This is a genomic window from Novosphingobium sp. MD-1 (assembly GCF_001014975.1).
Lineage (GTDB): Bacteria > Pseudomonadota > Alphaproteobacteria > Sphingomonadales > Sphingomonadaceae > Novosphingobium.
The window spans coordinates 17,501-43,221 of the sequence record NZ_BBXA01000030.1; the positions used below are offsets into that span (position 1 = coordinate 17,501).

Here is a 25,721-nt window from a genome sequence, read left to right on the forward strand (position 1 = left end):
CTCGGCCCACCATTGTTCATGGACGGGGCCTTAGCTCAGCTGGGAGAGCGGTTGCTTTGCAAGCATCAGGTCATCGGTTCGATCCCGATAGGCTCCACCACTTTCCGAAATACTCCAGAGATGAAGACACGATATCCGGCGCGTTGCGCCGGTCATGCGGGAGCGATCCCGCCGCTATTTGACATTGTGAATGGGTTTTTAATCGATGCCGTGGCGCATTGGTGGTTCGATTACGGTCGGACCATGGATGCGGCACTTACAGATGTTGTAATCTGGCTGAGATTATCGTCCGCACCTGAAGACAACGCAGGCATTATGCAGGCCTGTCGTTGATGGTGTGGATTCTCAAGCGTGAGGTAAGAGCATTTGGTGGATGCCTTGGCATGTACAGGCGATGAAGGACGTGGCACGCTGCGATAAGCGTCGGGGAGTTGTGAGCAAACTTTGATCCGGCGATTTCCGAATGGGGAAACCCACCTTCACCATTTCTTCCGTCAACCGGGCAACCGGTTGGTTGGAGAGGTGGATAAGGTATCACCGAGTTGAATAAAATAGACTTGGTGAAGCGAACCCGGGGAACTGAAACATCTCAGTACCTGGAGGAAAAGACATCAACCGAGATTCCGTTAGTAGTGGCGAGCGAACGCGGACCAGGCCAGTGCCTCATCTTCAACTAGCAGAACAGTTTGGAAAGACTGGCCATAGCGGGTGACAGCCCCGTATGCGAAAGTGATGGATGAGGACTCGAGTAGGGCGGGACACGTGAAATCCTGTCTGAACATGGGGGGACCACCCTCCAAGCCTAAATACTCGTACATGACCGATAGCGAACACAGTACCGTGAGGGAAAGGTGAAAAGCACCCCGATGAGGGGAGTGAAACAGTACCTGAAACCGAATGCTTACAAGCAGTAGGAGCCCCATAGGGGGTGACTGCGTACCTCTTGCATAATGGGTCAGTGACTTAGTTTATCGAGCAAGCTTAAGCCGATAGGTGTAGGCGCAGCGAAAGCGAGTCTGAATAGGGCGACTGAGTTCGATGAATTAGACCCGAAACCCGGTGATCTAGGCATGACCAGGTTGAAGGTGCGGTAACACGCACTGGAGGACCGAACCGTTCAATGTTGAAAAATTGTCGGATGAGTTGTGTTTAGGGGTGAAAGGCCAATCAAACCGGGAAATAGCTGGTTCTCCGCGAAATCTATTGAGGTAGAGCGTCGGACGTATACCGTTGGGGGTAGAGCACTGGATGGATGCGGGGGTCGCGAGATCTACCAATTCTAACCAAACTCCGAATACCAACGAGATTTATCCGGCAGACAGACGGCGGGTGCTAAGGTCCGTCGTCAAAAGGGAAACAGCCCTAACCTACAGCTAAGGTCCCCAAGTCACGTCTAAGTGGGAAAGCATGTGGGAATCCCAAAACAACCAGGAGGTTGGCTTAGAAGCAGCCATCCTTTAAAGAAAGCGTAACAGCTCACTGGTCTAAATAAGGGTTCCTGCGGCGAAGATGTAACGGGGCTCAAGACGTGCACCGAAGCTTAGGGTTTGGACTTCGGTCCAAGCGGTAGCGGAGCGTTCCGTAAGCCTGTGAAGCGGTCTGGTAATGGGCCGTGGAGGTATCGGAAGTGCGAATGCTGACATGAGTAGCGACAAAGAGGGTGAGATGCCCTCTCGCCGAAAGACCAAGGGTTCCTGCTTAAAGCTAATCTGAGCAGGGTGAGCCGGCCCCTAAGACGAGCCCGAAGGGGGTAGTCGATGGGAACCACGTTAATATTCGTGGGCCTGGTGGTGTGTGACGGATCGCGTGTGTTGTCTGACCTTATCGGATTGGTCAGGCTTCGAAGCGGTTCCAGGAAATAGCCCCACCGTATAGACCGTACCCGAAACCGACACAGGTGGTCTGGTAGAGTATACCAAGGCGCTTGAGAGAAGTATCCTGAAGGAACTCGGCAAATTGCCTCCGTACCTTCGGAAGAAGGAGGCCCCACATATGCGCAAGCATTTGTGGGGGGCACAGGCCAGGGGGTAGCGACTGTTTAGCAAAAACACAGGACTCTGCTAAGTCGGCTTCAAGACGACGTATAGGGTCTGACGCCTGCCCGGTGCCGGAAGGTTAAGAGGAGGAGTGCAAGCTCCGAATTGAAGCCCCGGTAAACGGCGGCCGTAACTATAACGGTCCTAAGGTAGCGAAATTCCTTGTCGGGTAAGTTCCGACCTGCACGAATGGCGTAACGACTTCCCCACTGTCTCCAGGATATGCTCAGCGAAATTGAATTCTCCGTGAAGATGCGGAGTACCCGCGGTTAGACGGAAAGACCCCGTGCACCTTTACTGCAGCTTCAGAGTGGCATTAGGAAAGAATTGTGTAGCATAGGTGGGAGGCTTTGAAGCACTGGCGCCAGCCGGTGTGGAGCCATAGGTGAAATACCACCCTGTTGTTTTCTGATGTCTAACCCAGGACCGTTAGCCGGTTCGGGGACCCTCTGTGGCGGGTAGTTTGACTGGGGCGGTCGCCTCCTAAAGAGTAACGGAGGCGCGCGATGGTAGGCTCAGGCCGGTTGGAAACCGGCTGTTAGAGTGCAATGGCATAAGCCTGCCTGACTGCGAGATTGACGAATCGAGCAGAGACGAAAGTCGGTCATAGTGATCCGGTGGTCCCTCGTGGAAGGGCCATCGCTCAACGGATAAAAGGTACGCCGGGGATAACAGGCTGATGATTCCCAAGAGCTCATATCGACGGAATCGTTTGGCACCTCGATGTCGGCTCATCACATCCTGGGGCTGGAGCAGGTCCCAAGGGTTTGGCTGTTCGCCAATTAAAGTGGTACGTGAGCTGGGTTCAGAACGTCGCGAGACAGTTTGGTCCCTATCTGCCGTGGGCGTCGATACTTGAGAGGAGTTGCCCCTAGTACGAGAGGACCGGGGTGAACATGCCTCTGGTGTACCTGTCATTCCGCCAGGAGTGCAGCAGGGTAGCTATGCATGGACGGGATAACCGCTGAAAGCATCTAAGCGGGAAGCCTCCCTCAAGATAAGGTATCTTCGAGTCGTGATAGACCATCACGTTGATAGGCCGGGTGTGGAAGTGCGGTAACGCATGAAGCTAACCGGTCCTAATAACTCTGTTCATGCTTGAGAATCCCGCCATCAATGACAGGCCTGCCCTTGCAGGTCCCGTCCAACGATGACGGACGATACCAGCCAACTTAACAACATCGCAAAATCCATCCCGAAAAGATGGACCCAATGCATCGACACAATCCGTCGGCTCCATTGCCTGGTGGCCATAGCGTCTGTGAACCACCCGATCCCTTCTCGAACTCGGCCGTGAAACCAGTCCGCGCCAATGGTACTAACGCTCAAGCGTTGGAAGAGTAGGTCGCCGCCAGGCATTGAAGCCGACGGATTATAACAACATAAAAACCCATTCATGATGACTAAAGGTGCCTGCCGCTATCGGTACGTGCCAAGGTGACGCGGGGTGGAGCAGCCCGGTAGCTCGTCAGGCTCATAACCTGAAGGTCGTAGGTTCAAATCCTACCCCCGCAACCATTGATCGGACGTATTCCAGCCTCGCCTTGTGCGGGGCTTTTTTGCGTTCGGCTGCCCGCACGGTGTTGGCAAAGGTGGCGTTTCCGCGCGTGATGACGCTTGCGCAAATGCGGATTTCACGACACAACGCGCGCTCCGGAAGCGCCGGAGGCACCATCGTTTTGCCAAAAACGCCCTATTTTCGGCTCTTTCAGGCGGAAAACAGTGGATAGCTTGGTCGGAGCGATGGATTAGTGAGGCTTTGTCGCGTTAGCCGGTCCATCCCATTACCAATGAAAGCAAGACCATGAACAGCAATGATCTGGCCGATGTCCTCGTCGCGAGCCACGGCCTTACCAAGGCCGACGCGCGCAAGGCCGTGGACGGCGTTTTCGCTGCCATCGCCGATGCCGCCGGCAAGGGCGACGAAGTTTCCCTGAACGGCTTCGGCAAGTTCAAGGTGAAGAACACCCCCGCGCGTGAAGGCCGCAACCCCTCGACGGGCGCGACCATCCAGATCGCGGCGTCGAACAAGCTGACCTTCTCTCCGGCGAAGGCCGTGAAGGACAAGCTCAACGGCTGAGCCGTTGCAGCCGGCGCCTTGCCAGTGGCAGGGCGCCGGTCTTCACTTCCCGCGTCAGGCGCACGCATTAACGGGGCCTTCTGGGCTCCCTAGCGCAACTGGCGTTTTTCGAGCTTCCGTGCCAGCGTCCGGCGATGCATGCCAAGGCGGCGCGCGGCTTCCGAAATATTAAAATCGCATTCCGCTAGCGTGGCGTGAATGTATTCCCATTCCACCGTCTTGATCGAGCTCTTGCGGCCTTCGAGCGGGGTGTCGGGATCACCATCGGCCTTGTGGAAGGCCTCCTCGATATCGTCGGTATTGGCGGGCTTCGCCAGATAGTGCGAAGCGCCGAGCTTGATCGCTTCGACAGCCGTGGCAATGCTGGCGAAACCGGTAAGGACGACGATGCGCGTATCGGCATCGCGCTGGTGAAGCATTTGCACGCAGCCCAGACCGGATGCGGTGCCCAGCTTGAGGTCGACGACGGCGTAGTCGAAGCGCGTGGCGGCAAGCAGGACTTCAAGATCTTCCGGCGAGGCGGCATGGCTGACGGTGTAGCCACGGCGCTCCAGCGATCGCTGCAAGGTCCGCGCGAAAGCGGGATCGTCCTCGACGATCACCAGCGAGTGCCGCGATGGCGCGGTATCGTCCTGCATCAGCGCGCCCCTTTTCCGGAAAAGATCAAGGCTTCGAGCGGAATGCTGATGCGCACCAGTGCGCCGCCGTCATTGGGATTGCCGACTTCCACCCGGCCGCCGAGCTTGCGGATCACGTTCACCACGAGAAACAGGCCCAGTCCACCGCCGGCGCGGCCCTTGGTGGAGGAATAGGGTTTGCCGAAAGCTTCGAGCATTTCCTCCGCGAAGCCCGGTCCGTTGTCGCGCACTTCGATGACCAGATCCCGGAGGGGCGTTCGCGCGTGGATGGTGACGCGCGCGGGGGAAACTTCGAGCGCGTTGTCGATCACGTTGCCGATAACCTGGCGCAAGGCAGGATCGGAGACGATGGCGACGTCCTGCGAGACTTCGTTGCGAAATTGCACGGCACCGGCGCTGCGATCACGCCAGTCGGCGGCGATTTCATCGAGAAACGCGCCGAGCCGGATAACCGATGGGCTTTCGCCCCGCGCTTCGCCGGCGGACATCAGGATGCCCGAGACGATCGTCTTGCAGCGCTTCAACTCGGTCTGCATTTCATCCACTTCGCCGGACAGTTCAGGCGTGGCCTTGACCACGGGGTGGTGCGCCCAGTCCCCCAGGATCACCGACATCGTGGACATTGGCGTGCCCAGTTCGTGCGCCGCGCCCGAAGCAAGCAGACCCATGCGGACGATGTGATGTTCCTCGGCCGCCTGCTGGCGCAGCGTGGCGAGTGCGGCATCGCTCTGCCGGCGGTTGCGGTCCATGCGGATTACGAAGAACACCAGCAGCGCGGCGATGAGAAGGAAGCAGAGGAGGCTGCCGAGCAGATAGAGGCGCAAGGGTTCCGCGGCGTATTGCGGTGGCAGCGCAAGCGGACGGTACAGGAACGTCAGCAGCGCCACGCCCAGCGCGGCGATCGCGGCGACGATCCAGCTCCAGTCCGGCGGCAGCAGGATGGCGCCGATCACGATCTGCAGCAGGAACAGGAAGGTGAACGGATTGGTCGTCCCGCCGCTGAAATAGAGCTGCCAGCCCAGTGCCGCGACATCCAGCATCAGCGCGCCGAGCAGTTCCATGTAGCTGTACCCTTCGCGCTCCCGCCCCATCACCGAGGTGGCAAGATTCACGAAGCCGAGGAGGACCGGCACGGTTATCAGCTGTGGTAACGGCAGGTTCACGCCCATCGCCGCCGCGGCAATCCAGATCGTCAGCAATTGTCCCGCCACAGCCATCCAGCGCAACTGGACGAGCAGCGCCATGTTGCGCGCGCTGGCGGGCGGATAGGAGAGCTGGGCGAGGCTTCTGGTCATGATTGCCTGCGCCATACCACGATTGCCCCGGCGGCGCACAGCGCGGCGAGGGCGAACCAGGTCAGGGCATAGGCAAGGTGGTTATTGGGGAACGTCAGCACGGTGAGCCCGGCGACGGGTGTTTCTGAAGCGCGGGGGCTTTCCAACTGCGCGTCGATAAACAGCCGTGGGTCGATGGTCACGCCGCGCCTGGCGGCAATCGCGACGACATCGCGCGAATACCAGCGATCATCACCGGGCCGGTTGGCGCGCAGGAAGGCGCCGCCGGGTTCGGTCAGGCGGAGCAGGCCGGTGACGGTGACGCGGCCGGAGGGCGTCGCGCGGCGCACCGGATCAACTCGGGAACCGCTCGGGACGAAGCCGCGATTGACGAGGACGGGCGGACCACGATCGGGCTGGAGTGGGACGAGCACCCAGTAGCCGCTGCCGAGAATTGATGTGCCCGTCACGAGTGTTACGCCTCGTGCGTCATATGTGCCGCTCATGGTGAGGCGGCGGTATTCGAGCGGCTTGAGCGGGCCTTGCGGAAGCACCGCCACCGGGATCGGCGTGGCATGCGTGGCCTGTTCAACGTGCGCGATCAGGGCTTCCTTCCACGCCAGCCGGTGGACCTGCCACACGCCCAGCGCGATGAAGGCGGGCACAAGGAGAAGAAGGGCGAGCGCGAGCCAGTTGAACCCGCGCCGCGCCGCCCTGGTGTTCAAGGCGCTTGTTCCATGCCCTGCATGGTGCCCTGGGGCATCATGTTGTGGTTGAGGTGATACATCACCCACAGCGATCCGCTGAGCACGATTACCACCAGCACCACCGTGAAAAGCAGCGCCAGAAGGTTCCAGCCGCCTTCCGCCTTGGCATTCATGTGCAGGAAGAAGATCATGTGGACCACGATCTGCACCGCGGCGAAGCCGGTGATGACCAGCGCTGTGGTGCCCTTGTCGGCAATGGCGCCGCTCATCACCAGCCAGAACGGGACGGCGGTGAGGATGACGGAAAGACCGAAGCCCCAGACGTAATCGCGCAGCGAACCGTGGCCCTCGTCATGCCCGTGCCCATGAACATCGTGTGCAGCGCTCATCGCAGCATTCCCATCAGATAGACGAACGTGAAGACGCCGATCCAGACGACGTCGAGAAAGTGCCAGAACAGGCTGAGGCACATCAGGCGGCGCTTGTTGGCGGCGATCAGACCGCGCTGGCCGACCTGCACCATCAGCACCGTCAGCCAGACCAGGCCGAACGTGACGTGCAGGCCATGCGTGCCAACCAGCGTGAAGAACGACGACAGGAAGGCGCTGCGCTGAGGCGTCGCCCCTTCGTGGATCAGGTGCGAGAACTCGTAAAGCTCGATCCCGAGAAACGCCGCGCCGAACAGGCCGGTGATCAGCAGCCAGAGCTGCGTCTGCCCTTTCTGCCCGCGCTGCATCGCCAGCATCGCGAACCCGTAGGTAATCGACGAGAACAGCAGCATCGAGGTGTTGAGCGCGACCAGTGGCAGGTCGAACAGGTCTTTCGGCCCTGGCCCCGCCGCGAGGTTGCCGCCCAGCACGCCGAAGGCGGCGAACAGCATCGCGAAGATGAGGCAGTCGCTCATCAGGTAGATCCAGAAGCCCAGCATGGTGCTGCCGCCTTCGGGATGATCGTGCTCGTGCAGGTCGTAGTAGCGGCCCGTCAGGGTCGCCGGGGAAACGGAATGGCTCATGCTGCGGCTCCCTCAAGCGCGGCAAGCTGCCGGGTGCGGGTGGCTTCGGTTTCCGCCACGGTTTCGGCGGGAATGTGGAAGTCGCGCCGGTAGTTGAAGGTATGCGCGATGGCGGTGATCAGCAGCGCGCCGAAGCTTGCCACGGCCAGCCACCAGATATGCCAGATCAGGGCGAAGCCGCAGACCGCGCTGATTCCGGCCAGGATCACGCCCGCGCCCGTGTTCTTGGGCATGTGGATCGGGCGGAAGCCTTCGACCGGACGGGCCACGCCCGCGCGCTTCATGTCCTCCCACGCGTCCAGATCATGCACGATCGGGGTGAAGGCGAAGTTGTAGGCGGGCGGCGGCGAACTCGTCGACCATTCCAGCGTGCGCGCGTTCCAGGGATCGCCGGTTTCGTCGCGCAGTTCGTCGCGCCGCAGGATCGAGACGGTGTACTGGATCAGCATGGCCACGATGCCCAGCGCGATAAGGAAGGCGCCCGCCGCCGCGATCTGGAACCAGATCTGCAGCGAGGGATCGTCGAACACCCGCATCCGGCGCGTCACGCCCATCAGGCCCATGACGTAGAGCGGGGTAAAGGCCATCCAGAAGCCGACGACCCAGCACCAGAAGCTGACCTTGCCCCAGAACGGCTCCAGACGGAAACCGAACGCCTTGGGCCACCAGTAGTTGATCGCCGCGAACACGCCGAACACCACGCCGCCGATGATCACGTTGTGGAAGTGCGCGATCAGGAACAGCGAGTTGTGCAGCACGAAGTCCGCCGGCGGCACCGCCAGCATCACCCCGGTCATGCCGCCGATCACGAACGTTAGCATGAACGCCATCGTCCACATCATCGGCAGGTCGAAGCGGATGCGCGCGCGGTACATCGTGAACAGCCAGTTGAACATCTTCGCCCCGGTGGGAATCGAGATCACCATCGTGGTGATGCCGAAGAAGCTGTTCACGCTCGCGCCCGAACCCATCGTGAAGAAGTGATGCAGCCACACGAGGTAGGACAGGATGGTGATGACGACGGTGGCATAGACCATCGACGAATAGCCGAAGAGCCGCTTGCCCGAGAACGTGGAGGTGATTTCGGAGAAGACGCCGAAGATCGGCAGGATCAGGATATAGACTTCCGGGTGGCCCCAGATCCAGATCAGGTTCACGTACATCATCGGGCTGCCGCCGAAATCGTTCGTGAAGAAGTTGGTGCCGACATAGCGATCGAGGCTGAGCAGCACGAGCACGGCGGTCAGCACGGGGAAGGACGCCACGATCAGCACGTTGGTGCACAGCGAGGTCCAGGTGAACACCGGCATCCGCATCATCGTCATGCCAGGCGCGCGCATCTTCACGATCGTGGCGATCAGGTTGATCCCCGACAGCGTGGTGCCCACGCCCGCGATCTGCAGCGACCAGATGTAGTAATCGACGCCGACGTTGGGGCTGTAGGCAAGGCCGGAGAGCGGCGGATAGGCGAGCCATCCGGTCTGCGCGAATTCCCCGACGAACAGCGAGGCCATCACCAGCGCAGCGCCGCTGGTGGTCATCCAGAAGCTGAAGTTGTTGAGGAACGGGAACGAGACGTCGCGCGCGCCGATCTGCAGCGGCACCACGTAGTTCATCAGCCCGGTCACGAACGGCATGGCCACAAAGAAGATCATGATCACGCCGTGTGCGGTGAAGATCTGATCGTAGTGGTGCGCGTTGAGATAGCCTTCCGATCCGTTGAACGCGATCGCCTGCTGGATGCGCATCATCAGCGCGTCGGCAAAGCCGCGCAGGAACATGACGAGGCCCAGCACCATGTACATGATGCCGATCTTCTTGTGATCCACGCTGGTGAACCACTCTTTCCAGAGATAGCCCCACAGGCGGAAATAGGTGAGCGCCGCCAGCAGCGCGACGCCGCCTAGCGCGACGACCGCGAACGTGGCGAGCACGATCGGCTCGGTCGGGATCGCATCGGGGCCGAGGCGCCCGAGCAGGAACGACCAGTGTGGTTCGGCAGGTGTCATGGATCAGTGTCCGCGATCAGGAAACGGGGGAGGACGCCGGAGCGGCGAGGGATAGGGTGCGGCTGGCCGGCTGTTGGGGCGGTGCCTCCTTCAGCGGTCCCTTGCCGGCGCAATAGGCATTCGCGTTGACGAACAGTTGCGCGCCGCTGGGCTGGCGACCGGGAAGCACGGGCACCACCTGTTCGCGACCGAACTTGTCGTAGGTCAGCGCGGCAAGGTTGAACTGCCCGGCGCGGCCGGTGCCGCCTTCGGCGTCGATCGCCATCATCTGGTTCACGCACATCTTGCCGGGGCGGACGCAGAGGTTGACGGCTGCGTCGAACAGCGCCGGATCGACGTTGGCGAAGTGGCGGACCGGTTCTTTCTCGCTCGGCTGTTCGAGCTTCAGGTAGGCCGTGCGGTCCAGCGCGTCGGCACCCTTGCGGATGCCGGCGGCCCAGGCGTCGAAATCGTCCGCGGATACGCCGCGCGTCACGAAACGCATCTTGGAGAAGCCGGCGCCGCTGTATTGCGCGGAAAAGCCCTGGAACGCGCCCGTCCGGTTGAGCACGGCATGGAGCTTCGTTTCCATGCCCGGCATGGCATAGATCTGGCCGGCGAGTGCGGGCACGTAGAACGAGTTCATCACGGACGACGCGGTCAGGCGGAATTGCACCGGGCGATCCACCGGCAGGACCAGATCGTTCACGGTGGCGATCTTCTGTTCGGGATAGATGAACAGCCACTTCCAGTCGAGCGCGACGACCTGCACTTCCAGCGGCTTCGTACCTGCGGGAAGGGGCCGGGCGGCGTCTATGCGCGACAGCGGGCGGTAGGGATCAAGCGTATGAGTCGTGACCCAGGTGATCGACCCCAGCGCGATGATGATCATCAGCGGCGCCGACCAGATCACCAGTTCCAGCTTGGTGGAATGGTGCCATTCGGGCGCATAGGTCGCCGCCGTGTTGGATGAACGGTAACGCCAGGCGAAGGCGACCGTCAGCACCATGACCGGCACGATGATCAGCAGCATCAGCGCCGTGGCGACGATCACCAGATGCGCCTGCTGTTGCGCGATATCGCCCGAGGGATTGAGAACGACCCAGTCGCAGCCGGAGAGGAGGGCAGCAAGCGGGAGGACGACGGCACCGCGCGCGAGGCGCCAGAGGGACGGGGGGATCGCTGGCATGGCGCGCGGACTAGGCGCGTCGGATGGTGCGTTCGATTGGACAATTTGTCCCACCCGCGCCTTGACGCGGATCAATGACAGTGAAACCTTGTCCTCAACGGTCGGAACAGACCGGGGTGAAGCCCGCAACGGGCACGAACGAGGTGCCTGACATGACTGCAGTTCCCTTCGATAACGGCATGGCGGGGCAAGGCCCGCGCGGGCATGCCGGTCACGCCGTTTCGCCGGGCGACATCGCCATCGGCGTGATCATCGGTCGCACGTCCGAATTCTTCGATTTCTTCGTCTATGCGATCGCTTCGGTGCTGGTGTTCCCGAAGGTCTTTTTCCCCTTCGCTCCCCCGCTTCAGGCGATGCTGTGGTCGTTCTCGCTGTTTGCGCTGGCCTTTCTGGCCCGTCCGGTGGGGTCGGTGGCGTTCATGGCCGTCGACCGCATGCTGGGGCGCGAGGCGAAGCTGACGATCGCCCTGTTCCTGCTGGGCGGATCGACCGCCGCGATTGCCTTCCTGCCCGGCTATGAGACACTGGGCGCGCGGGCGATCTGGCTGCTGGCGCTGTTCCGGCTGGGGCAGGGCTTCGCGCTGGGGGGCACCTGGGATGGCCTGGCCTCGCTACTGGCGCTCAACGCGCCCGAGAACCGGCGCGGCTGGTATGCGATGATCCCGCAACTTGGCGCGCCGCTGGGCTTGATCGTGGCGAGCCTGCTGTTCGCGTTCTTCACCGCATCGCTGTCCACCGCCGATTTCCTTGAATGGGGCTGGCGCTATCCGTTCTTCGTCGCCTTCGCGATCAACGTCGTTGCCCTGTTCGCGCGGCTGCGCATGGTGGCGACGCCCGAGTTCCGGCGGTTGTACGAATCGCGCGATCTTCAGGCCGCGCCGGTGCTGGAGACAGTCTCGCGCGAATGGCGGACGGTCGCGATCGGGGTGTTCGCCCCGCTGGCGAGCTTCGCGCTGTTTCACATGGTCACCGTGTTTCCGCTGTCGTGGGTACTGCTGTTCACGCCCGAACAGCCGACCAGCTTCCTGCTGATCGAAGCCGGCGCGGCGGCGATCGGCGTGCTGGCAATCATCGCGTCGGGCCTGCTGGCCGACCGCATCGGGCGCCGCCGCCTGCTGGTGGTTTCGGCCGCGGCGATCGCCGTGTTCAGCGGGTTCGCGCCGCAATTGCTGGGGTTGGGCGAAGGCGGCGAGATCGCCTTCATGGTGCTGGGCTTCATCCTGCTGGGGCTGGCGTTCGGCCAATCGTCGGGCGCGGTCTCGTCCAACTTCGCCACGCGCCATCGCTATACCGGTTCGGCGCTGACCAGCGATCTGGCGTGGCTGTTCGGCGCGGGGTTCGCGCCGCTGGTGGCGCTGTGGCTGGCCGCGCAGGGCGGGCTGCTCGCTTCGGGGGCCTACCTGCTGTCGGGCGCGCTGGCGACGCTGGTGGCGCTGTGGCTCAATTCGGAACTGGCGAGCCGCCATTGACGTACCCGGTTCCCTGGGCCGCGATTGCCGCCTAGGGAACCGGCGTGACCGACCTGCCGATCCACGCCGTCCTGCCAGACCTGCTTGCCGCCTTGCGCGCGCAGCCGTCCGCCGTGCTGATCGCGCCGCCGGGCGCGGGCAAGACCACCTCCGTCGCCCCCGCGCTGCTTGGTGAGCCGTGGTGCAAGGGCACGGTGATCCTGCTTTCGCCCCGTCGCGTCGCAGCGCGCGCGGCCGCCGAGCGCATGGCCGAGCTGCTGGGCGAACAGCCCGGCGAAACCGTAGGGTATCTCACCCGCCTCGATAGCCGGCGTTCTGCCCGGACCCGCATCCTCGTCATGACCGAGGCGATCTTCGTGGCGACGATCCTTGGAGATCCCGACCTGAAGGGGGTTTCCGCCGTGCTGTTCGACGAAGCGCACGAGCGCCATCTCGACAGCGATCTGGGGCTGGCGTTGGCGATCGAATCGCAGGCGGTGTTGCGGGAAGACCTGCGCCTGATCGTCATGTCCGCCACGATCGACGGCGCGCGTTTTGCCGGCCTGCTGGGCAATGCGCCCGTGATCGAAAGCGAAGGGAAGGCATTCCCGCTGGCTATCCGCTGGCTGGGCGCGCGACCCGATCTGCGGCTGGAACAGGCCATGGCCTCCGCCATCGGCGAGGCATGGCGCAGCGAACAGGGGGATGTCCTGGCCTTCCTGCCCGGCGTGCGCGACATTGAGCGCACCGCCGATCTCCTCGCGGATCGCCTGCCGCAAGCGCTCGTGCTGCCGCTGCACGGGCAGGTGGAGCCGGCGGGGCAGCGGACCGCGATCCGCCGCGATGCCGGCGGCCGCCGCAGGATCGTGCTCGCCACCGCCATCGCCGAAACCAGCCTGACGCTGGACGGGGTTTCAGTGGTGGTCGATGCCGGCCTTTCGCGCCGGGCCGAGTTCGACAAGACCGCCGGTGTCACGCGGCTGGTCACGCAGCGTGCCAGCCAGGCCGCCGCGGCGCAGCGCGCGGGCCGCGCGGCGCGGCAAGGGCCGGGCGTGGCCTATCGCCTGTGGGAGGAAGCGGCCCATGCCGGGCGGCCGGCGTTCGACCCGCCGGAAATCCTCACTTCCGATCTGGCGCCGCTGGCGCTTACGCTCGCGCAATGGGGCGCGGGCGATCCGGCCGGCATGGCCTGGATCGATCCGCCGCCGGTGCCGGCGATGGCGGCCGCGCAGGCGCAGTTGCTGGCGCTGGGCGCACTCGATGCCGACAACCGGATCACCACGCACGGCCGCGCCTTGGCGAAGCTGCCGATGGAGCCGGCGCTCGCCCATATGCTGGTCTTTGCCGCAGGGCGCAGCGTCGCGCGGGAGGCGGCGCGGTTGGCGCTGCTGTTGCAGGAGCGCGGCCTTGGCGGAAAGGGCGAGGATCTGGCCCGACGGCTCGATCGCTGGAACGGCGAACGCGGCGGCCGGGCGGAGGCATCGCGCAAACTGGCGGCGCGTTGGGCGGAGATGGCGGAGCGCGTCTCTTCGTCCGCCCGCCCGGAACCTGCCGACGGACGCGGGCAAACCCCGCCCCCGGGCGTGCTTCTCGCGGAAGCCTTCCCCGATCGCATCGCCCGCCGCCGGTCCGCCAGCGGAGAGGAATGGCTGTCCTCCGGCGGGCGCGGCTATCGGCTCGATCCCGCATCGCCGCTCGCCACCGCCGAATGGCTGGTGATCGGCGATGCGCAGGGCGAAGCCAAAGGCGCGCGGATCATGGCCGCGCTGGCGCTGGACGAAGCGGACATCACCCGCTGGCTGCCGCACCGGCTGGAAGCGCGCCACGCCCTGACGTGGAACGAGGCCGAGGCCCGTGTCGAGGCGCGGCTGGAGCGGCGGCTCGGCGCGATCGTGCTGGCGCGGGTGCCCGATCCTTCGCCCGATCCGGATGCGGTGGCCGCGCTCCTGCTCGATCAGGTGCGGCGTTCGGGGCTCGCCTTGCTGCCGCTGGGGGAAGGGGTCAGGGCGCTGCTCGAACGCGCGCGCCATGCCGGGCTTAGGGCGCTCTCGGAAGCGGCCTTGCTGGATGGGCTGGACGAATGGCTCGGGCCGTTGCTTGCGGGAAGGCGTGACTTTTCCATCCCCGCCGGCAAGCTGCACGATGCGTTGGCAAACCGGCTGGACTGGAACGAGCGGCAGACACTCGACCGGCTGGCTCCGGCCGAGTATCGCTCGCCAGCCGGAACCAGCCACGCCATCGATTACGCGCACGAGGGCGGCCCGACCGTGGAACTGCGAGTGCAGGCACTGTTCGGGCTGGACCGGCATCCCGTGATCGGCCAGCCGGCGCGGCCATTGCTGCTCAGCCTGACCTCGCCCGCCGGACGGCCGATCCAGACGACGGCCGATCTGCCCGCGTTCTGGCGCGGAAGCTGGCGCGATGTGGTGAAGGACATGAAAGGCCGTTATCCCCGGCACCGCTGGCCCGACGAGCCGTGGGCCGAAGACCCGAGTCTCAAGACCAAGAACGCGTTCGAGGCTTCGCGGCGATCCTGATGATGGCCCGATCCTGCGTTCGCAGCCACCTTTGGCGGGGTGCGCGGAAAGTCTCTCTTGATTCCGGCAACGATTCGACCGAAAGCGCAGCCCATGCCTGCACGCATCTATCAGCGCCCGAAAAACGCCATGCAGTCCGGCAAGGCCCGGACCGCCGACTGGCTTCTCGAATTCGAACCGGCCGAGGCTAAGCGGCCCGATCCGCTAATGGGCTGGACCGGCTCCGGCGATACGCAGCAGCAGGTGGTGCTGCGCTTCGGTTCGGAAGTGGAAGCGAAGGCCTATGCCGATCGCTACGGCATCGAGGCGCACGTCACGCCGACCCCGCCGCGCAAGCTGAAGCTGCAGAGCTACGCCGACAATTTCCGCTGATCCGCGCCGACCGGTCGCAAGGCTGGACAAACGGTTGCCTTGTCTCCATATGCCCCACCGGGAGTCGGGTGGACGTTAGCGTTCGCCAACCTGGTCAGGTCCGGAAGGAAGCAGCCACAACGGATAGCGGCGGGTCGCCCGGCTCCTTCCATCGCACATTTCAGTCGTCCGATACCGCCGCCTTCAGGCGCGAGCGCGCTTCGTTGCGCGATCCCGTGGCGGGAATCGTGCCGGCAACCTTGCCCAGCCCGAACGGCGGCATGTTGGCATAGACCGTTTCGTGCCCGCCCGCCGGAACAACGTATGTCTCGTGGAAAATGCCCACCGTGCCATCAGCGCCGACGGCCTTGTTGAAGGCGGTCCAGGCCGGCCAATGCGCCCGATCGCGATCACGCGCATAGGCCTCCAGACTGTCGAAATCGCGCCAGTACTGCAGCAGCATGACCGTGCGCGGGCCGCGCAGAAGGTATTCGGCGCCCAGGAAGCCACTGTCCGGATTCGTGGAAAGCTCGGCCAGCATGGGCCGCATCGCGCGGATCACCGGCAACCATTTCCCGAAGCGCCAGAAGCGGTTGATGCGCATGCCGATGGCGAAAACGACCAGTGGGCCGGCGTGGTTGGCGGTGAAGCGGCCGGGTTGAATGGCGTTCATGCGCGATTGGTTTCATGGTGAAACTGACGTGTCAATTCGCTGCATTCTGATGTGGTGCAAATCGACATTCCGCGCGGCAGCGCCTACCTAGGGTCATCATGGTCGATTCAACCGACATCTTCGGCAACGATACGCCGACCGAACGCGATCCCGATATGCCGGAGGACGCGCTCGGTCTTGGCCTGGACATGCCGCCGCCGCCGAAGCCCGCGCCGCCTTCGACAACGGGCGGCGATGTGCAGCCCTATCGCGTGCTGGCGCGCAAGTACCGGTCGCAGACCTTTGCCGAACTGATCGGGCAGGACGCGATGGTGCAGACGCTGGCCAACGCGATCAAGCGCGGCCGGCTGGCCCATGCCTTCCTGATGACCGGCGTGCGCGGGGTGGGCAAGACGTCCACCGCGCGCCTTATCGCCAAGGCGCTCAACTGCATCGGGCCGGACGGCCAGGGCGGGCCGACGATCGACCCCTGCGGCCAGTGCGAGCCTTGCGTGGCCATCGCCGAAGGGCGGCACATCGACGTGATCGAGATGGACGCCGCCAGCCATACCGGCGTGGACGACGTGCGCGAGATCATCGAGGCGGTGCGCTATGCCGCCGTTTCGGCGCGCTACAAGATCTACATCATCGACGAAGTTCACATGCTCTCGCGCAACGCGTTCAACGCGCTGCTCAAGACGCTGGAGGAGCCGCCGGCGCATGTGAAGTTCCTGTTCGCCACCACCGAGGTGGACAAGCTGCCCGTCACCGTGCTGTCGCGCTGCCAGCGGTTCGATCTCAAGCGTATTCCCGCGCCGCTGCTGGCCAGCCATTTCGCCATGATCTGCGGCAAGGAAGGCGTCGAGGCCGAGGACGAGGCGCTGGCGATGATCGCCACGGCAGCTGAGGGTTCGGTGCGCGACGGGTTGTCGATACTCGATCAGGCGATCAGCCACGCTGATCTTGCGGGCGGCGGCGAGGCGACCGTCGTCACCGCCGAGCAGGTTCGCGAGATGCTGGGCCTTGCCGACAAGACCATGCAGCGCCGCCTGTTCGCCGCCGTGCTGGGGGGCGACGGCGGCGCGCTGCTGGAGGAAGTGGCGCAGCAATACGCGCTGGGCATCGAGCCGATTGCGATGATGCGCGCGCAAATGGACATCGTTCACAAGGTGACGGTGGCGCAGATCGGCGGTTCGGGTTCCGACACCCGATCGCCCGAGGAGCGCGCCGCGATCGAGGGTTGGGCCAAGGACCTGGCGGCGGGGCAGCTCCATCGGCTGTGGCAACTGCTGCTCAAGGGTTACGAGGAAGTGAAGACCGCGCCGGACCCGCTGGTGGCGGCGCAGATGGCGCTGCTGCGCGTGCTTCATGCGGCCGACATGCCCGATCCGGGATCGCTGGTGAAGAAGCTGGAGGACATCGCCTCACGCCCGGTGGTGATGGCGGCCGCGCCGGCTGGCGAAAACGGCGATGGAAGCGGCGGCGGTTCCCCGGTCCTGCACGTTCCCGCACCGGTGCCCGTGGCGCTGGACTGGGCGGAACTGGTCGAGCAGGTGGAGCATCACGCGCCGCTGGTCGGATCGTCGATGCGGCTGTCCGTGCGGGTGATCGAGTTGCGCGCAGGGTATCTGCGTTATCAGTTGGCGCCGGGGCTGCCGGGCGATCCTTCGGCCGACATCCGCAAGGCGCTGCAGCACGCGACCGGCGAGCCATGGCAGGTGGAGCGCGACGACGCCGTTTCCAGTGGTGAGGCGCAGCCCAGCCTTGAGGAAACCAAAACGGCTCATCAGCAGCAGGCCCATCAGGCCATGCTGGAAGACCCGTTGGTCAAGGCCGCGTTCGCCGCGTTTCCTGACGCGAAGATCATCGATGAAGACAGCTCGAGAGAGCATCAGGCACGGCCTTGGGGCCAGAGTCGGAGCAGACACGCATGAAGTCCATGGAAGAAATGATTCAGGCCGCGCAGCAGGCGGCGCAGACCATCCAGAAGCAGATGGAAGATGCGCAGTCCAAGCTGGACGCGATCGAGGTGGAAGGCGCGGCCGGTGGCGGGCTGGTCAGGATCAAGGCGTCGGCCAAGGGCCGCGTGATCGGCGTATCGCTCGATGAAAGCCTGCTTGCTCCTTCGGAGAAGGGCATTCTCGAAGACCTGATCGCCGCCGCATTCAACGATGCGCGCGGCAAGGCGGATGCCGCCGCGGCGGAGGAAATGCAGAAAGTGCAGATGGCAGCGGGTATCCCGCCGGGCTTCAAGCTGCCGTTCTGATTTCGCGTGCCACCCGGTTGGCGCGTGCCGAACACACAAAAGCCTCCCGATGCCCTGCGCCGGGAGGCTTTTCTGCAACTTCAGCGGCTGGCGATCAGCCGAGGATACCGGGCAGATCCAGCCCCTTTTCGCGCGCGCAATCCAGCGCGATGTCATAGCCTGCATCGGCATGGCGCATCACGCCCGTCGCCGGATCGTTCCACAGCACCCGTTCGAGGCGGCGGGCCGCCGCATCGGTGCCGTCGGCCACGATCACCATGCCCGAATGCTGGGAAAAGCCCATGCCCACGCCGCCGCCGTGGTGCAGCGATACCCAGGTCGCGCCGCTGGCGGTGTTGAGCAGGGCGTTGAGCAGCGGCCAGTCCGATACCGCATCCGATCCATCGCGCATGGCTTCGGTTTCGCGGTTGGGGCTGGCGACCGATCCGGAATCGAGATGATCGCGGCCGATTACCACCGGCGCCTTGATTTCGCCCTTCGCGACCATCTCGTTGAAGGCCAGGCCCAGCCGGTGCCGGTCGCCGAGGCCGACCCAGCAGATGCGCGCCGGTAGGCCCTGGAAGTGGATGCGTTCGCGCGCCATGTCGAGCCAGCGGTGCAGGTGTGCGTTGTCGGGCAGAAGTTCCTTCACCTTGGCGTCGGTCTTGTAGATGTCCTCCGGATCGCCCGAAAGCGCGGCCCAGCGGAAGGGGCCGATGCCCCGGCAGAACAGCGGCCGGATATAGGCGGGCACGAAGCCGGGGAAGTCGAAGGCGTTGTCCACGCCTTCGTCCTTGGCCATCTGGCGGATGTTGTTGCCATAGTCGGTGGTCGGAACGCCCGCCGCCTGGAAGGCGAGCATGGCGCGGACGTGCGTGGCCATCGAGGCCTTGGCCGCGCGGGCGACGGCGGCGGGATCGCGTTCGCGCTCGCTGAACCAGCGTTCCAGCGTCCAGCCGGCGGGCAGGTAGCCGTTGACCGGATCGTGCGCGCTCGTCTGGTCGGTCAGCAGGTGGGGGCGCACGCCGCGTTCGTACAGCAGCGGCAGCAGTTCGGCGGCATTGCCGAGCAGGCCGACCGAGGTGGGCGTCTTTGCCGTGGTGACGATCGCCAGCGCCTCGTCCAGATTGTCCGTCGCCTTGTCGAGATAGCCGGTGCGCAGGCGCATATCGATGCGGCTCGGCTGGCATTCGATGGCGAGGCACGAGGCGCCCGCCATCACCGCCGCCAGCGGCTGCGCCCCGCCCATTCCGCCCAGGCCGGCGGTCAGCAGCCACTTGCCCGAAAGATCGCCGCCGTAGTGCTGGCGGCCCATTTCCACGAACGTCTCGTAGGTGCCCTGCACGATGCCCTGCGTGCCGATGTAGATCCACGATCCGGCGGTCATCTGGCCGTACATGGCCAGGCCGCGCTGATCCAGTTCGTGGAAATGTTCCCACGTCGCCCAATGGGGCACGAGGTTGGAATTGGCGATCAGCACGCGCGGGGCATCGGCATGGGTGCGGAACACGCCGACCGGCTTGCCCGACTGGACCAGCAGCGTTTCATCGTCGCCCAGCCGCTTCAGCGTCTCGACGATCCGGTCATAGCTTTCCCAGTCGCGCGCGGCGCGGCCGATGCCGCCATAGACGACGAGTTCCTCCGGCCGTTCGGCCACATCGGGATGCAGGTTGTTCATCAGCATCCGCAGCGGGGCTTCGGTCAGCCAGCTTCGCGCGGAAAGTTCGGTGCCGGTGGCCGGGCGGATGACGCGGCTGTTGTCGATACGGGTCATGATTGTCCTCTCGCGAAATCGAGACATGGTTCGAGCATCGTGGTGAGCACCGAACGCAGCGCTTCGGCGCGTTCGGGCTGGTAGGGGGATGGCCAGTTGGCGTGATCCAGCGGCCCGGCGGGATCGTCCATGTAGCCCCGGCAGGCGAGTTCCATCTGCACGGCGTGGATGCCGTCGGCGGGGCGGCCATAGTGCCGCGTGGTCCAGCCGCCCTTGAAGCGGCCGTTGACGACGTGGTCGAACGGGGATGCGGCGGCGATGCCGGCGATCGTTTCCGCCAGCGAGGGATCACAGGCCGCGTTGTCGAACGTGCCGATGTTGAACTGGGGCAGCGTGCCATCGAACAGGCGCGGCACGACCGAGCGGATCGCATGCGCGTCATAGAGCACGACCCGTGTGTGGACCTGCCGGAGACGCGCGATCTCGGTGGTTATCGCCGCGTGATAGGGGGCGAAATAGCATTCGCGCCGCCGGGCGATCTCCGCCGCGTCCGGTTCTGCGCCGGGAAGGTAGAGCGGTTCGCCATCGAACGTATCGACCGGGCAGAGCGCGGTGGTCGCCTTGCCGGGATAGAGCGACGCGCCCGAGGGATCGCGATTCACGTCGATCACGCTGCGCGAAATCGTGGTGCGGATCGTGGTCGCGCCCAGCGTGGTGGCGAAATCGTAGAGCCGGTCGATCCACCAGTCGGCATCCTTGCGCGCCAGCCAAGGCGAACGGAGCGCCGGCGCGACATCGTCCGGAATGTCCGTTCCGGTGTGGGGGAAGGCCACGACCAGCGGCGCATCGCCCCGGTGGATATGGAGCCAGCCGCTCATGCGACGCCGGGCAGGTCCGCGCCCGTCGCGGTGGCGAGCGCGCCCGAACGGACAAGGGCATTGGCCGCTTCCATGTCGGGATGGAAATGGCGGTCGTCCTCCAGATGCGGCACGTGCGCACGGATCAGGGCGCGGGCGGCTTCCAGCGCCGCGCTCGATGCCAGCGGGGCATGAAAATCGCACCCTTGCGCCGCGGCCAGCGCCTCGATCCCGATCACGGCGCTGGCGTTGCGCGCCATGCCTATCAGGCGGCGCGCGCCGTGCGCGGCCATCGAGACATGGTCTTCCTGGTTGGCCGAGGTGGGTATGGAATCGACGCTGGCGGGATAGGCGCGCTGCTTGTTCTCGCTGACCAGCGCGGCGGCGGTCACCTGCGGGATCATGAAGCCGGAATTGAGACCGGGCCGGGGCGTGAGGAATGCGGGCAGCCCGGACAGCGCGGGATCGACCAGCATGGCGATGCGCCGTTCGGCCAGCGAGCCGATCTCGCAGATCGCCAGCGCGATCATGTCCGCGGCGAAGGCGACCGGTTCGGCGTGGAAATTGCCGCCCGAAAGTGCCTCGTCGGTTTCGGGGAAGATCAGCGGGTTGTCGGTGACGCCGTTGGCCTCGATCGCCAGCGTCGACGCGGCCTGCCGCAGCACGTCGAGCGCCGCGCCCATCACCTGCGGCTGGCAGCGCAGGCAGTAGGGGTCCTGCACGCGCGGATCGCCGGTGAGGTGCGAGGCGCGGATCGCGGAGCCGGCCATCAGTCCGCGCAGGGCATCGCCCACCGCGATCTGGCCCGGCTGACGGCGCAGCAGGTGGATGCGCGGATCGAATGGCGCGTCCGATCCTCTGGCGGCCTCGGTCGACAGCGCGCCGGTGACAAGCGCGGCCTGAAACAGCGTTTCCGCCGCGAACAGCCCGGCCAGCGCGTTGGCGGTCGAGAACTGCGTGCCATTGAGCAGGGCCAGCCCTTCCTTGGGGCCGAGCACGGCGGGTTCCAGCCCGGCTTTCGCCAGCGCGGCGGCGGCGCTCATCCGTTCGCCCGCGAAGAATGCCTCGCCCACCCCGATCATCGCGGCGGCCATGTGCGACAAGGGGGCGAGATCGCCCGATGCGCCGACCGAGCCTTGCGCGGGCACGACCGGGGTTACACCGCGCAAGAGCATGGCTTCGAGCAGCGCCACCGTCGACGGGGCGATCCCCGACGCGCCCTGCGCCAGGCTGCCCAGCTTCAGCGCCATCATCAGGCGCACGACCGCGATGGGCGACGGTTCGCCGGTGCCGGCAGCATGGCTCAGCACGATATTGCGCTGAAGCGTGGCGAGATCGGCCGTGTCGATGCGCACGCTCGCCAGCTTTCCGAAGCCGGTGTTGATGCCATAGACCGGTTCGCCCCGGTCGAGAATACGCTCGACCGCCGCCGCCCCCGCCGTGATCGCCGGGCCGGACGATGGTGCGAGCGAAACCGGCGCACCGGCATGGACGCGCTTCCAGTCGGCCAGCGAGACCGCGCCGGGGTTCAGCATAAGTGCGGCGTTCATTTCCCTCTCCAGATACGGGCATGGAGCGGGTTGAAGCCCATGCGATAGACAAGTTCGGCCGGGCTTTCGACGTCCCAGATGGCGAGGTCGCACCACCGGCCGGCTTCCAGCGTGCCGGTCTCGTGGCCAAGGCCCAGTGCCCGCGCGGCGTTGCGGGTCACGGCCGTCAGGCATTCCTCCACCGTCAGGCGGAACAGCGTGGCGGCCATGTTCATCGTCAGCAGCAGCGAGGTGAGTGGCGAGGTGCCGGGGTTGCAGTCGGTGGCGATGGCGATGGGCACGCCGGCCGAGCGGAGCTGGTCGATCGGCGGCAGGTGCGTCTCGCGCAGGAAATAGAACGCGCCGGGCAGCAGCACCGCCACGGTGCCGGCCTGCTTCATCGCCGCGATGCCGTCCGCGTCCAGTTGTTCGAGGTGATCGGCCGAGAGCGCGCCGTGGCGGGCTGCCAGCGCCGCGCCGCCAAGGTTCGACAACTGTTCGGCATGGAGCTTGACCGGCAGGCCCAGTTCCCGCGCGCGGGCGAATACGCGTTCGATCTGGGCGGGTGAAAAGGCGATGCCTTCGCAGAACCCATCGACCGCGTCGGCCAGCCCGGCAGCGGCCACGGCCGGCAGCATCCGGTCGCAGACGAGGTCGATATAGCCATCGGCATCGCCGTCGAATTCCGGCGGCACGGCGTGCGCGCCCAAGAAGGTCGTGCGGATCGTGACCGGGCGTTCGCGGCCCAGCGCGCGGGCGGCCCGCAACAGGCGGGCCTCGCTCTCGGGCGAAAGGCCGTAGCCCGACTTGATCTCCACCGTCGTCGCACCTTCCGCGATCAGCGCGTCGAGCCGGGGCAGGGCGCTTGCCACCAGGTCGGCCTCGCTCGAGGCGCGCGTGGCGCGCATGGTGGAACGGATGCCGCCGCCGGCGCGCGCGATGTCCTCGTAACTGGCGCCGGCCAGTTTCATCTCGAACTCGCCGGCGCGGTTGCCGCCGTGGACGAGGTGGGTGTGGCAGTCGATCAGCCCTGGCGTGATCCAGCGTCCGGCGCAATCGATCGTGCGCGTGGCTTCGAAAGCGGGGGCGCTGCTCGCCGCGCCCGCGAACACGATGCGGCCTTCGTCCGCCGCGATCACTCCGTCATCGACCACGCCCAGCCCGGGCATGTGCGGGGCCAGCGTGCAGAGCCGGGCGTTTTGCCAGATCGTGTCGCAGCGCATCGCATTTCCCGTGAGTCGTTGTTCTTGGCAGCGCCTTCAATAATGTATAGACAAAATGAGCGCAAGGCGGAGTCGGCCATGGTGGACAGCATGATCGGAATGACGGAGGGGGCGACGGTTTGGCATCTGGCGCAGGCGCTGCTGCCGGATGGCTGGGCGCGCGACGTGCGGATCGGGGTCGTGTCGGGGAAGATCGCTTCCATCGCAGCGGGGCAGCCTGTGCGGGCCGGCGACGTGCGGATCGGCATGGGCGTTCCGGCCATCGGCAATTTGCACTGCCACGCGTTCCAGCGCGCCATGGCCGGGCTCACCGAAATCGGCGGGCACGAAGGCGACAGCTTCTGGAGCTGGCGCGATCTGATGTACCGCTTCGTCGGCGCGATCGGCCCCGATGCGATGGAGGCGATTGCGGCGCGCGCCTATATGGACATGCTGGAAGCGGGCTTCTGCCGGGTTGGCGAGTTCCATTACCTGCACAACGATCCCGAAGGGGGCGCTTATGCCGATCCCGGTGAAATGGCCGTGCGCCTTGCCGCCGCTGCTGCCGGCACCGGTATCGGACTGACGCTGCTGCCTGTGTTCTATGCGCACGGCGGTTTCGGTGGGCAGCGGGCCGGCGCGGCGCAGCGCCGTTTCCTTCAAAGCCCGGACAGCTTCGCCCGGCTGATGGCGGCAAGCCGCGCCGCGCTGGACGGTCTTCCCGATGCGGTGGTCGGCATCGCGCCGCATAGCCTGCGCGCGGTGACACCCGATGAACTAGCGGAAATCCTGCCGCTGGCGGAGGAAGGGCCGGTCCATATCCATATCGCCGAACAGATCCGCGAGGTGGAGGATTGCCTGGCGTGGAGCGGTGCGCGGCCGGTGCGCTGGCTGCTGGACCATGCCCCGGTCGATCGCCGCTGGTGTCTTGTCCATGCCACGCATGTCGATGCCGGCGAGCTGGCGGACATGGGCCGGTCTGGCGCGGTCGCTGGGCTGTGCCCGATCACGGAAGCGAATCTGGGCGACGGCATTTTCCCGGCGCGCGCGTTCGTCGATGCCGGCGGCACCTTCGGGGTGGGGTCGGATTCCAACGTCCGCATCGATCTGGGCGAGGAACTGCGGCTGCTGGAATATGGCCAGCGCCTCGTCGCGCGGGCGCGCAACATGCTGGGCGAGCCGGGTCTTTCGACTGGACGGAGCCTGTGGCAGCGCGCGGTCGCAGGCGGTGCCCAGGCGCTGGGCGTGCCCGGCGGCCTTGCGGTCGGCGCGTCGGCCGATCTCGTCGTGCTGCGCGACGATGGCGATCTTGCCTTGGCGCGCAGCGGCGATGCGATGCTCGATACGTTCGTCTTTGCTGGTGGCCGGCGCGACATCGCCGATGTCTGGCGCGCGGGCGATCGCGTCGTGATCGATGGACGCCATCGCGATCATGCGGCTATCGAGGCGCGGTATCGGCGGGTGGTGAAAGGGCTGCTGGAAGCATGACGCGGGGAAAGGGTGCGGAAACGCTGTCGCTGAGCCAGCGCATCCGCGCCGATATCGAGGAAAAGATCATGTCCGGCGCGTGGCGGCCGGGCGATCGCATCCCCGTGGAGCACGAACTGGCCGCGCAATATGGCTGCGCGCGCATGACCGTGACGCGCGCTACCGAAGCGCTGGCCGAAGCGGGCCTGATCGTGCGGCGCAAGCGCGCGGGATCGTTCGTGGCGCAACCCCGCATCGAATCTGCCGTGCTGGGCATTCCCGACATTCCGGCGACGATCGCCGAGCGCGGCAAGGCCTACGATCTGCGCTTGCTGTCCGCGCGGCGACGTGTGGCGGCGGCGGGGGGCGAGGAAGATCGCTTTGGCGGCAGCGGCGATGTGCTGGAAATCGATTGTCTCCATCTGGCGGATGGCATTCCGTTCGCATTCGAACACCGGCTGATCAGTCTGGCCGTCGTTCCTGCCGCGGCGGAAGCGGATTTCAGCAGGACCCCGCCGGGCACCTGGCTGCTGGCGCATGTGCCGTGGACCGAGGCGGAGCACCGCATCGGTGCGCGAGCCGCCGATGCGCGTGCCGCCGAACTGCTGAACATTGCCAAGGGCGCGCCCTGCCTGATGCTGGAGCGCCGGACATGGCGCGGCGATGCGCACGTCACCTGGGTAAGGCAGCTGTTTGCGGCCGACGCATTCGATCTGGTGGCGCGCTTTACGCCGAAAGGCGATGCAGCCGGATAGTGCGGCTGGCCATGATGGCGGCCGTGGCTACGGAACGTGC

Annotated in this window: 20 protein-coding genes, 3 tRNA genes, 2 rRNA genes and 1 other RNA gene (1 of these 26 cut by a window edge); 14 read left to right on the forward strand and 12 right to left on the reverse strand. The window is 65.3% G+C overall.

What is annotated here, in order from left to right; all coding sequences use genetic code 11:
• The 6 genes from NMD1_RS13260 to NMD1_RS13285 form a co-directional block, all read left to right on the forward strand.
• Positions 1-12: transfer RNA gene (locus tag NMD1_RS13260), tRNA-Ile, on the forward strand; it begins 65 nt to the left of the window's first position.
• Between the two features lie 12 nt (positions 13-24).
• A tRNA-Ala gene (locus NMD1_RS13265) sits at positions 25-100 on the forward strand.
• A 246-nt stretch (positions 101-346) separates the two neighbouring features.
• Positions 347-3,139: ribosomal RNA gene (locus NMD1_RS13270) — 23S ribosomal RNA — on the forward strand.
• 139 nt (positions 3,140-3,278) lie between these two features.
• Positions 3,279-3,393: ribosomal RNA gene (rrf, locus tag NMD1_RS13275) — 5S ribosomal RNA — on the forward strand.
• 84 nt (positions 3,394-3,477) lie between these two features.
• Positions 3,478-3,554, forward strand: a tRNA-Met gene (locus NMD1_RS13280).
• A 265-nt stretch (positions 3,555-3,819) separates the two neighbouring features.
• Entirely contained in the window at positions 3,820-4,116 is a 297-nt protein-coding gene (locus NMD1_RS13285; RefSeq protein WP_223806555.1) for an HU family DNA-binding protein, read from the forward strand.
• A gap of 89 nt (positions 4,117-4,205) precedes the next feature.
• Here NMD1_RS13285 and NMD1_RS13290 read toward each other — a convergent pair whose 3' ends face one another.
• The 7 genes from NMD1_RS13290 to cyoA are packed head-to-tail and all read right to left on the reverse strand — an operon-like array spanning position 4,206 to position 10,924.
• Positions 4,206-4,754, reverse strand: a complete 549-nt coding sequence (locus NMD1_RS13290) for a response regulator transcription factor (RefSeq protein ID WP_124808751.1) — start codon at positions 4,752-4,754, stop codon at positions 4,206-4,208.
• Positions 4,754-6,049, reverse strand: coding sequence for an ATP-binding protein (locus NMD1_RS13295; RefSeq protein WP_233497632.1), 1,296 nt, complete (start codon positions 6,047-6,049; stop codon positions 4,754-4,756). Before NMD1_RS13295 ends, NMD1_RS13290 begins: the two co-directional genes overlap by 1 nt.
• Positions 6,046-6,753, reverse strand: coding sequence for an SURF1 family protein (locus NMD1_RS13300; RefSeq protein ID WP_223806543.1), 708 nt, complete (start codon positions 6,751-6,753; stop codon positions 6,046-6,048). Before NMD1_RS13300 ends, NMD1_RS13295 begins: the two co-directional genes overlap by 4 nt.
• Positions 6,750-7,124: a cytochrome o ubiquinol oxidase subunit IV gene (gene cyoD / locus NMD1_RS13305; protein WP_124808752.1), complete on the reverse strand. Its 375-nt coding sequence runs from the start codon at positions 7,122-7,124 to the stop codon at positions 6,750-6,752. Before cyoD ends, NMD1_RS13300 begins: the two co-directional genes overlap by 4 nt.
• Positions 7,121-7,747 carry a cytochrome o ubiquinol oxidase subunit III gene (cyoC, locus tag NMD1_RS13310; RefSeq protein WP_125955125.1) on the reverse strand — a complete coding sequence of 209 codons (627 nt, stop codon included), beginning with the start codon at positions 7,745-7,747 and terminating at the stop codon, positions 7,121-7,123. The genes cyoD and cyoC overlap by 4 nt, the downstream gene beginning before the upstream one ends.
• Positions 7,744-9,756, reverse strand: a complete 2,013-nt coding sequence (cyoB, locus tag NMD1_RS13315) for a cytochrome o ubiquinol oxidase subunit I (RefSeq protein ID WP_125955126.1) — start codon at positions 9,754-9,756, stop codon at positions 7,744-7,746. The genes cyoC and cyoB overlap by 4 nt, the downstream gene beginning before the upstream one ends.
• 16 nt (positions 9,757-9,772) lie before the next feature.
• Positions 9,773-10,924, reverse strand: a complete 1,152-nt coding sequence (gene cyoA, locus NMD1_RS13320; protein WP_125955127.1) for a ubiquinol oxidase subunit II — start codon at positions 10,922-10,924, stop codon at positions 9,773-9,775.
• A gap of 152 nt (positions 10,925-11,076) precedes the next feature.
• Between cyoA and NMD1_RS13325 the strand changes: the two genes are divergently transcribed.
• The 4 genes from NMD1_RS13325 to ffs all read left to right on the forward strand — a co-directional run bounded on the left by NMD1_RS13325 (position 11,077) and on the right by ffs (position 15,433).
• The gene (locus NMD1_RS13325) at positions 11,077-12,393 is read left to right on the forward strand and encodes an MFS transporter (RefSeq protein WP_125955128.1); all 1,317 of its coding nucleotides are present in this window, start codon (positions 11,077-11,079) and stop codon (positions 12,391-12,393) included.
• A gap of 44 nt (positions 12,394-12,437) precedes the next feature.
• Positions 12,438-14,909, forward strand: a complete 2,472-nt coding sequence (gene hrpB / locus NMD1_RS13330) for an ATP-dependent helicase HrpB (protein WP_125955129.1) — start codon at positions 12,438-12,440, stop codon at positions 14,907-14,909.
• Positions 14,910-15,002: 93 nt separating this feature from the next.
• Positions 15,003-15,281 carry an ETC complex I subunit gene (locus NMD1_RS13335; RefSeq protein WP_125955130.1) on the forward strand — a complete coding sequence of 93 codons (279 nt, stop codon included), beginning with the start codon at positions 15,003-15,005 and terminating at the stop codon, positions 15,279-15,281.
• A gap of 57 nt (positions 15,282-15,338) precedes the next feature.
• Positions 15,339-15,433, forward strand: an RNA gene (gene ffs / locus NMD1_RS13340) — signal recognition particle sRNA small type.
• An 8-nt stretch (positions 15,434-15,441) separates the two neighbouring features.
• Here the strand turns inward: ffs and NMD1_RS13345 are convergent.
• A complete protein-coding gene (locus tag NMD1_RS13345; protein WP_125955131.1) occupies positions 15,442-15,933 on the reverse strand; it encodes a DUF4188 domain-containing protein in 492 nt (163 codons plus the stop codon).
• A gap of 98 nt (positions 15,934-16,031) precedes the next feature.
• Here NMD1_RS13345 and NMD1_RS13350 point away from each other — a divergent pair, with 98 nt between their 5' ends.
• Entirely contained in the window at positions 16,032-17,846 is a 1,815-nt protein-coding gene (locus NMD1_RS13350; protein WP_375600802.1) for a DNA polymerase III subunit gamma/tau, read from the forward strand.
• Complete coding sequence (locus NMD1_RS13355) at positions 17,843-18,178, forward strand: YbaB/EbfC family nucleoid-associated protein (RefSeq protein WP_124808760.1); 336 nt, start codon at positions 17,843-17,845, stop codon at positions 18,176-18,178. The genes NMD1_RS13350 and NMD1_RS13355 overlap by 4 nt, the downstream gene beginning before the upstream one ends.
• A 94-nt stretch (positions 18,179-18,272) precedes the next feature.
• On the opposite strand, the gene hutU is transcribed toward NMD1_RS13355, so the two are convergent.
• The 4 genes from hutU to hutI are packed head-to-tail and all read right to left on the reverse strand — an operon-like array spanning position 18,273 to position 23,480.
• Entirely contained in the window at positions 18,273-19,931 is a 1,659-nt protein-coding gene (gene hutU, locus NMD1_RS13360) for a urocanate hydratase (RefSeq protein WP_125955132.1), read from the reverse strand.
• Positions 19,928-20,749: an N-formylglutamate deformylase gene (hutG, locus tag NMD1_RS13365; RefSeq protein WP_125955133.1), complete on the reverse strand. Its 822-nt coding sequence runs from the start codon at positions 20,747-20,749 to the stop codon at positions 19,928-19,930. The genes hutU and hutG overlap by 4 nt, the downstream gene beginning before the upstream one ends.
• Positions 20,746-22,278, reverse strand: a complete 1,533-nt coding sequence (hutH, locus tag NMD1_RS13370; protein WP_125955134.1) for a histidine ammonia-lyase — start codon at positions 22,276-22,278, stop codon at positions 20,746-20,748. The genes hutG and hutH overlap by 4 nt, the downstream gene beginning before the upstream one ends.
• Positions 22,275-23,480, reverse strand: a complete 1,206-nt coding sequence (gene hutI / locus NMD1_RS13375) for an imidazolonepropionase (RefSeq protein WP_125955135.1) — start codon at positions 23,478-23,480, stop codon at positions 22,275-22,277. The genes hutH and hutI overlap by 4 nt, the downstream gene beginning before the upstream one ends.
• Before the next feature lie 90 nt (positions 23,481-23,570).
• Here hutI and NMD1_RS13380 point away from each other — a divergent pair, with 90 nt between their 5' ends.
• Entirely contained in the window at positions 23,571-24,947 is a 1,377-nt protein-coding gene (locus NMD1_RS13380; protein WP_233497633.1) for a formimidoylglutamate deiminase, read from the forward strand.
• Positions 24,944-25,681, forward strand: coding sequence for a histidine utilization repressor (hutC, locus tag NMD1_RS13385; protein WP_125955136.1), 738 nt, complete (start codon positions 24,944-24,946; stop codon positions 25,679-25,681). Before NMD1_RS13380 ends, hutC begins: the two co-directional genes overlap by 4 nt.
• Positions 25,682-25,721: the final 40 nt, after the last annotated feature.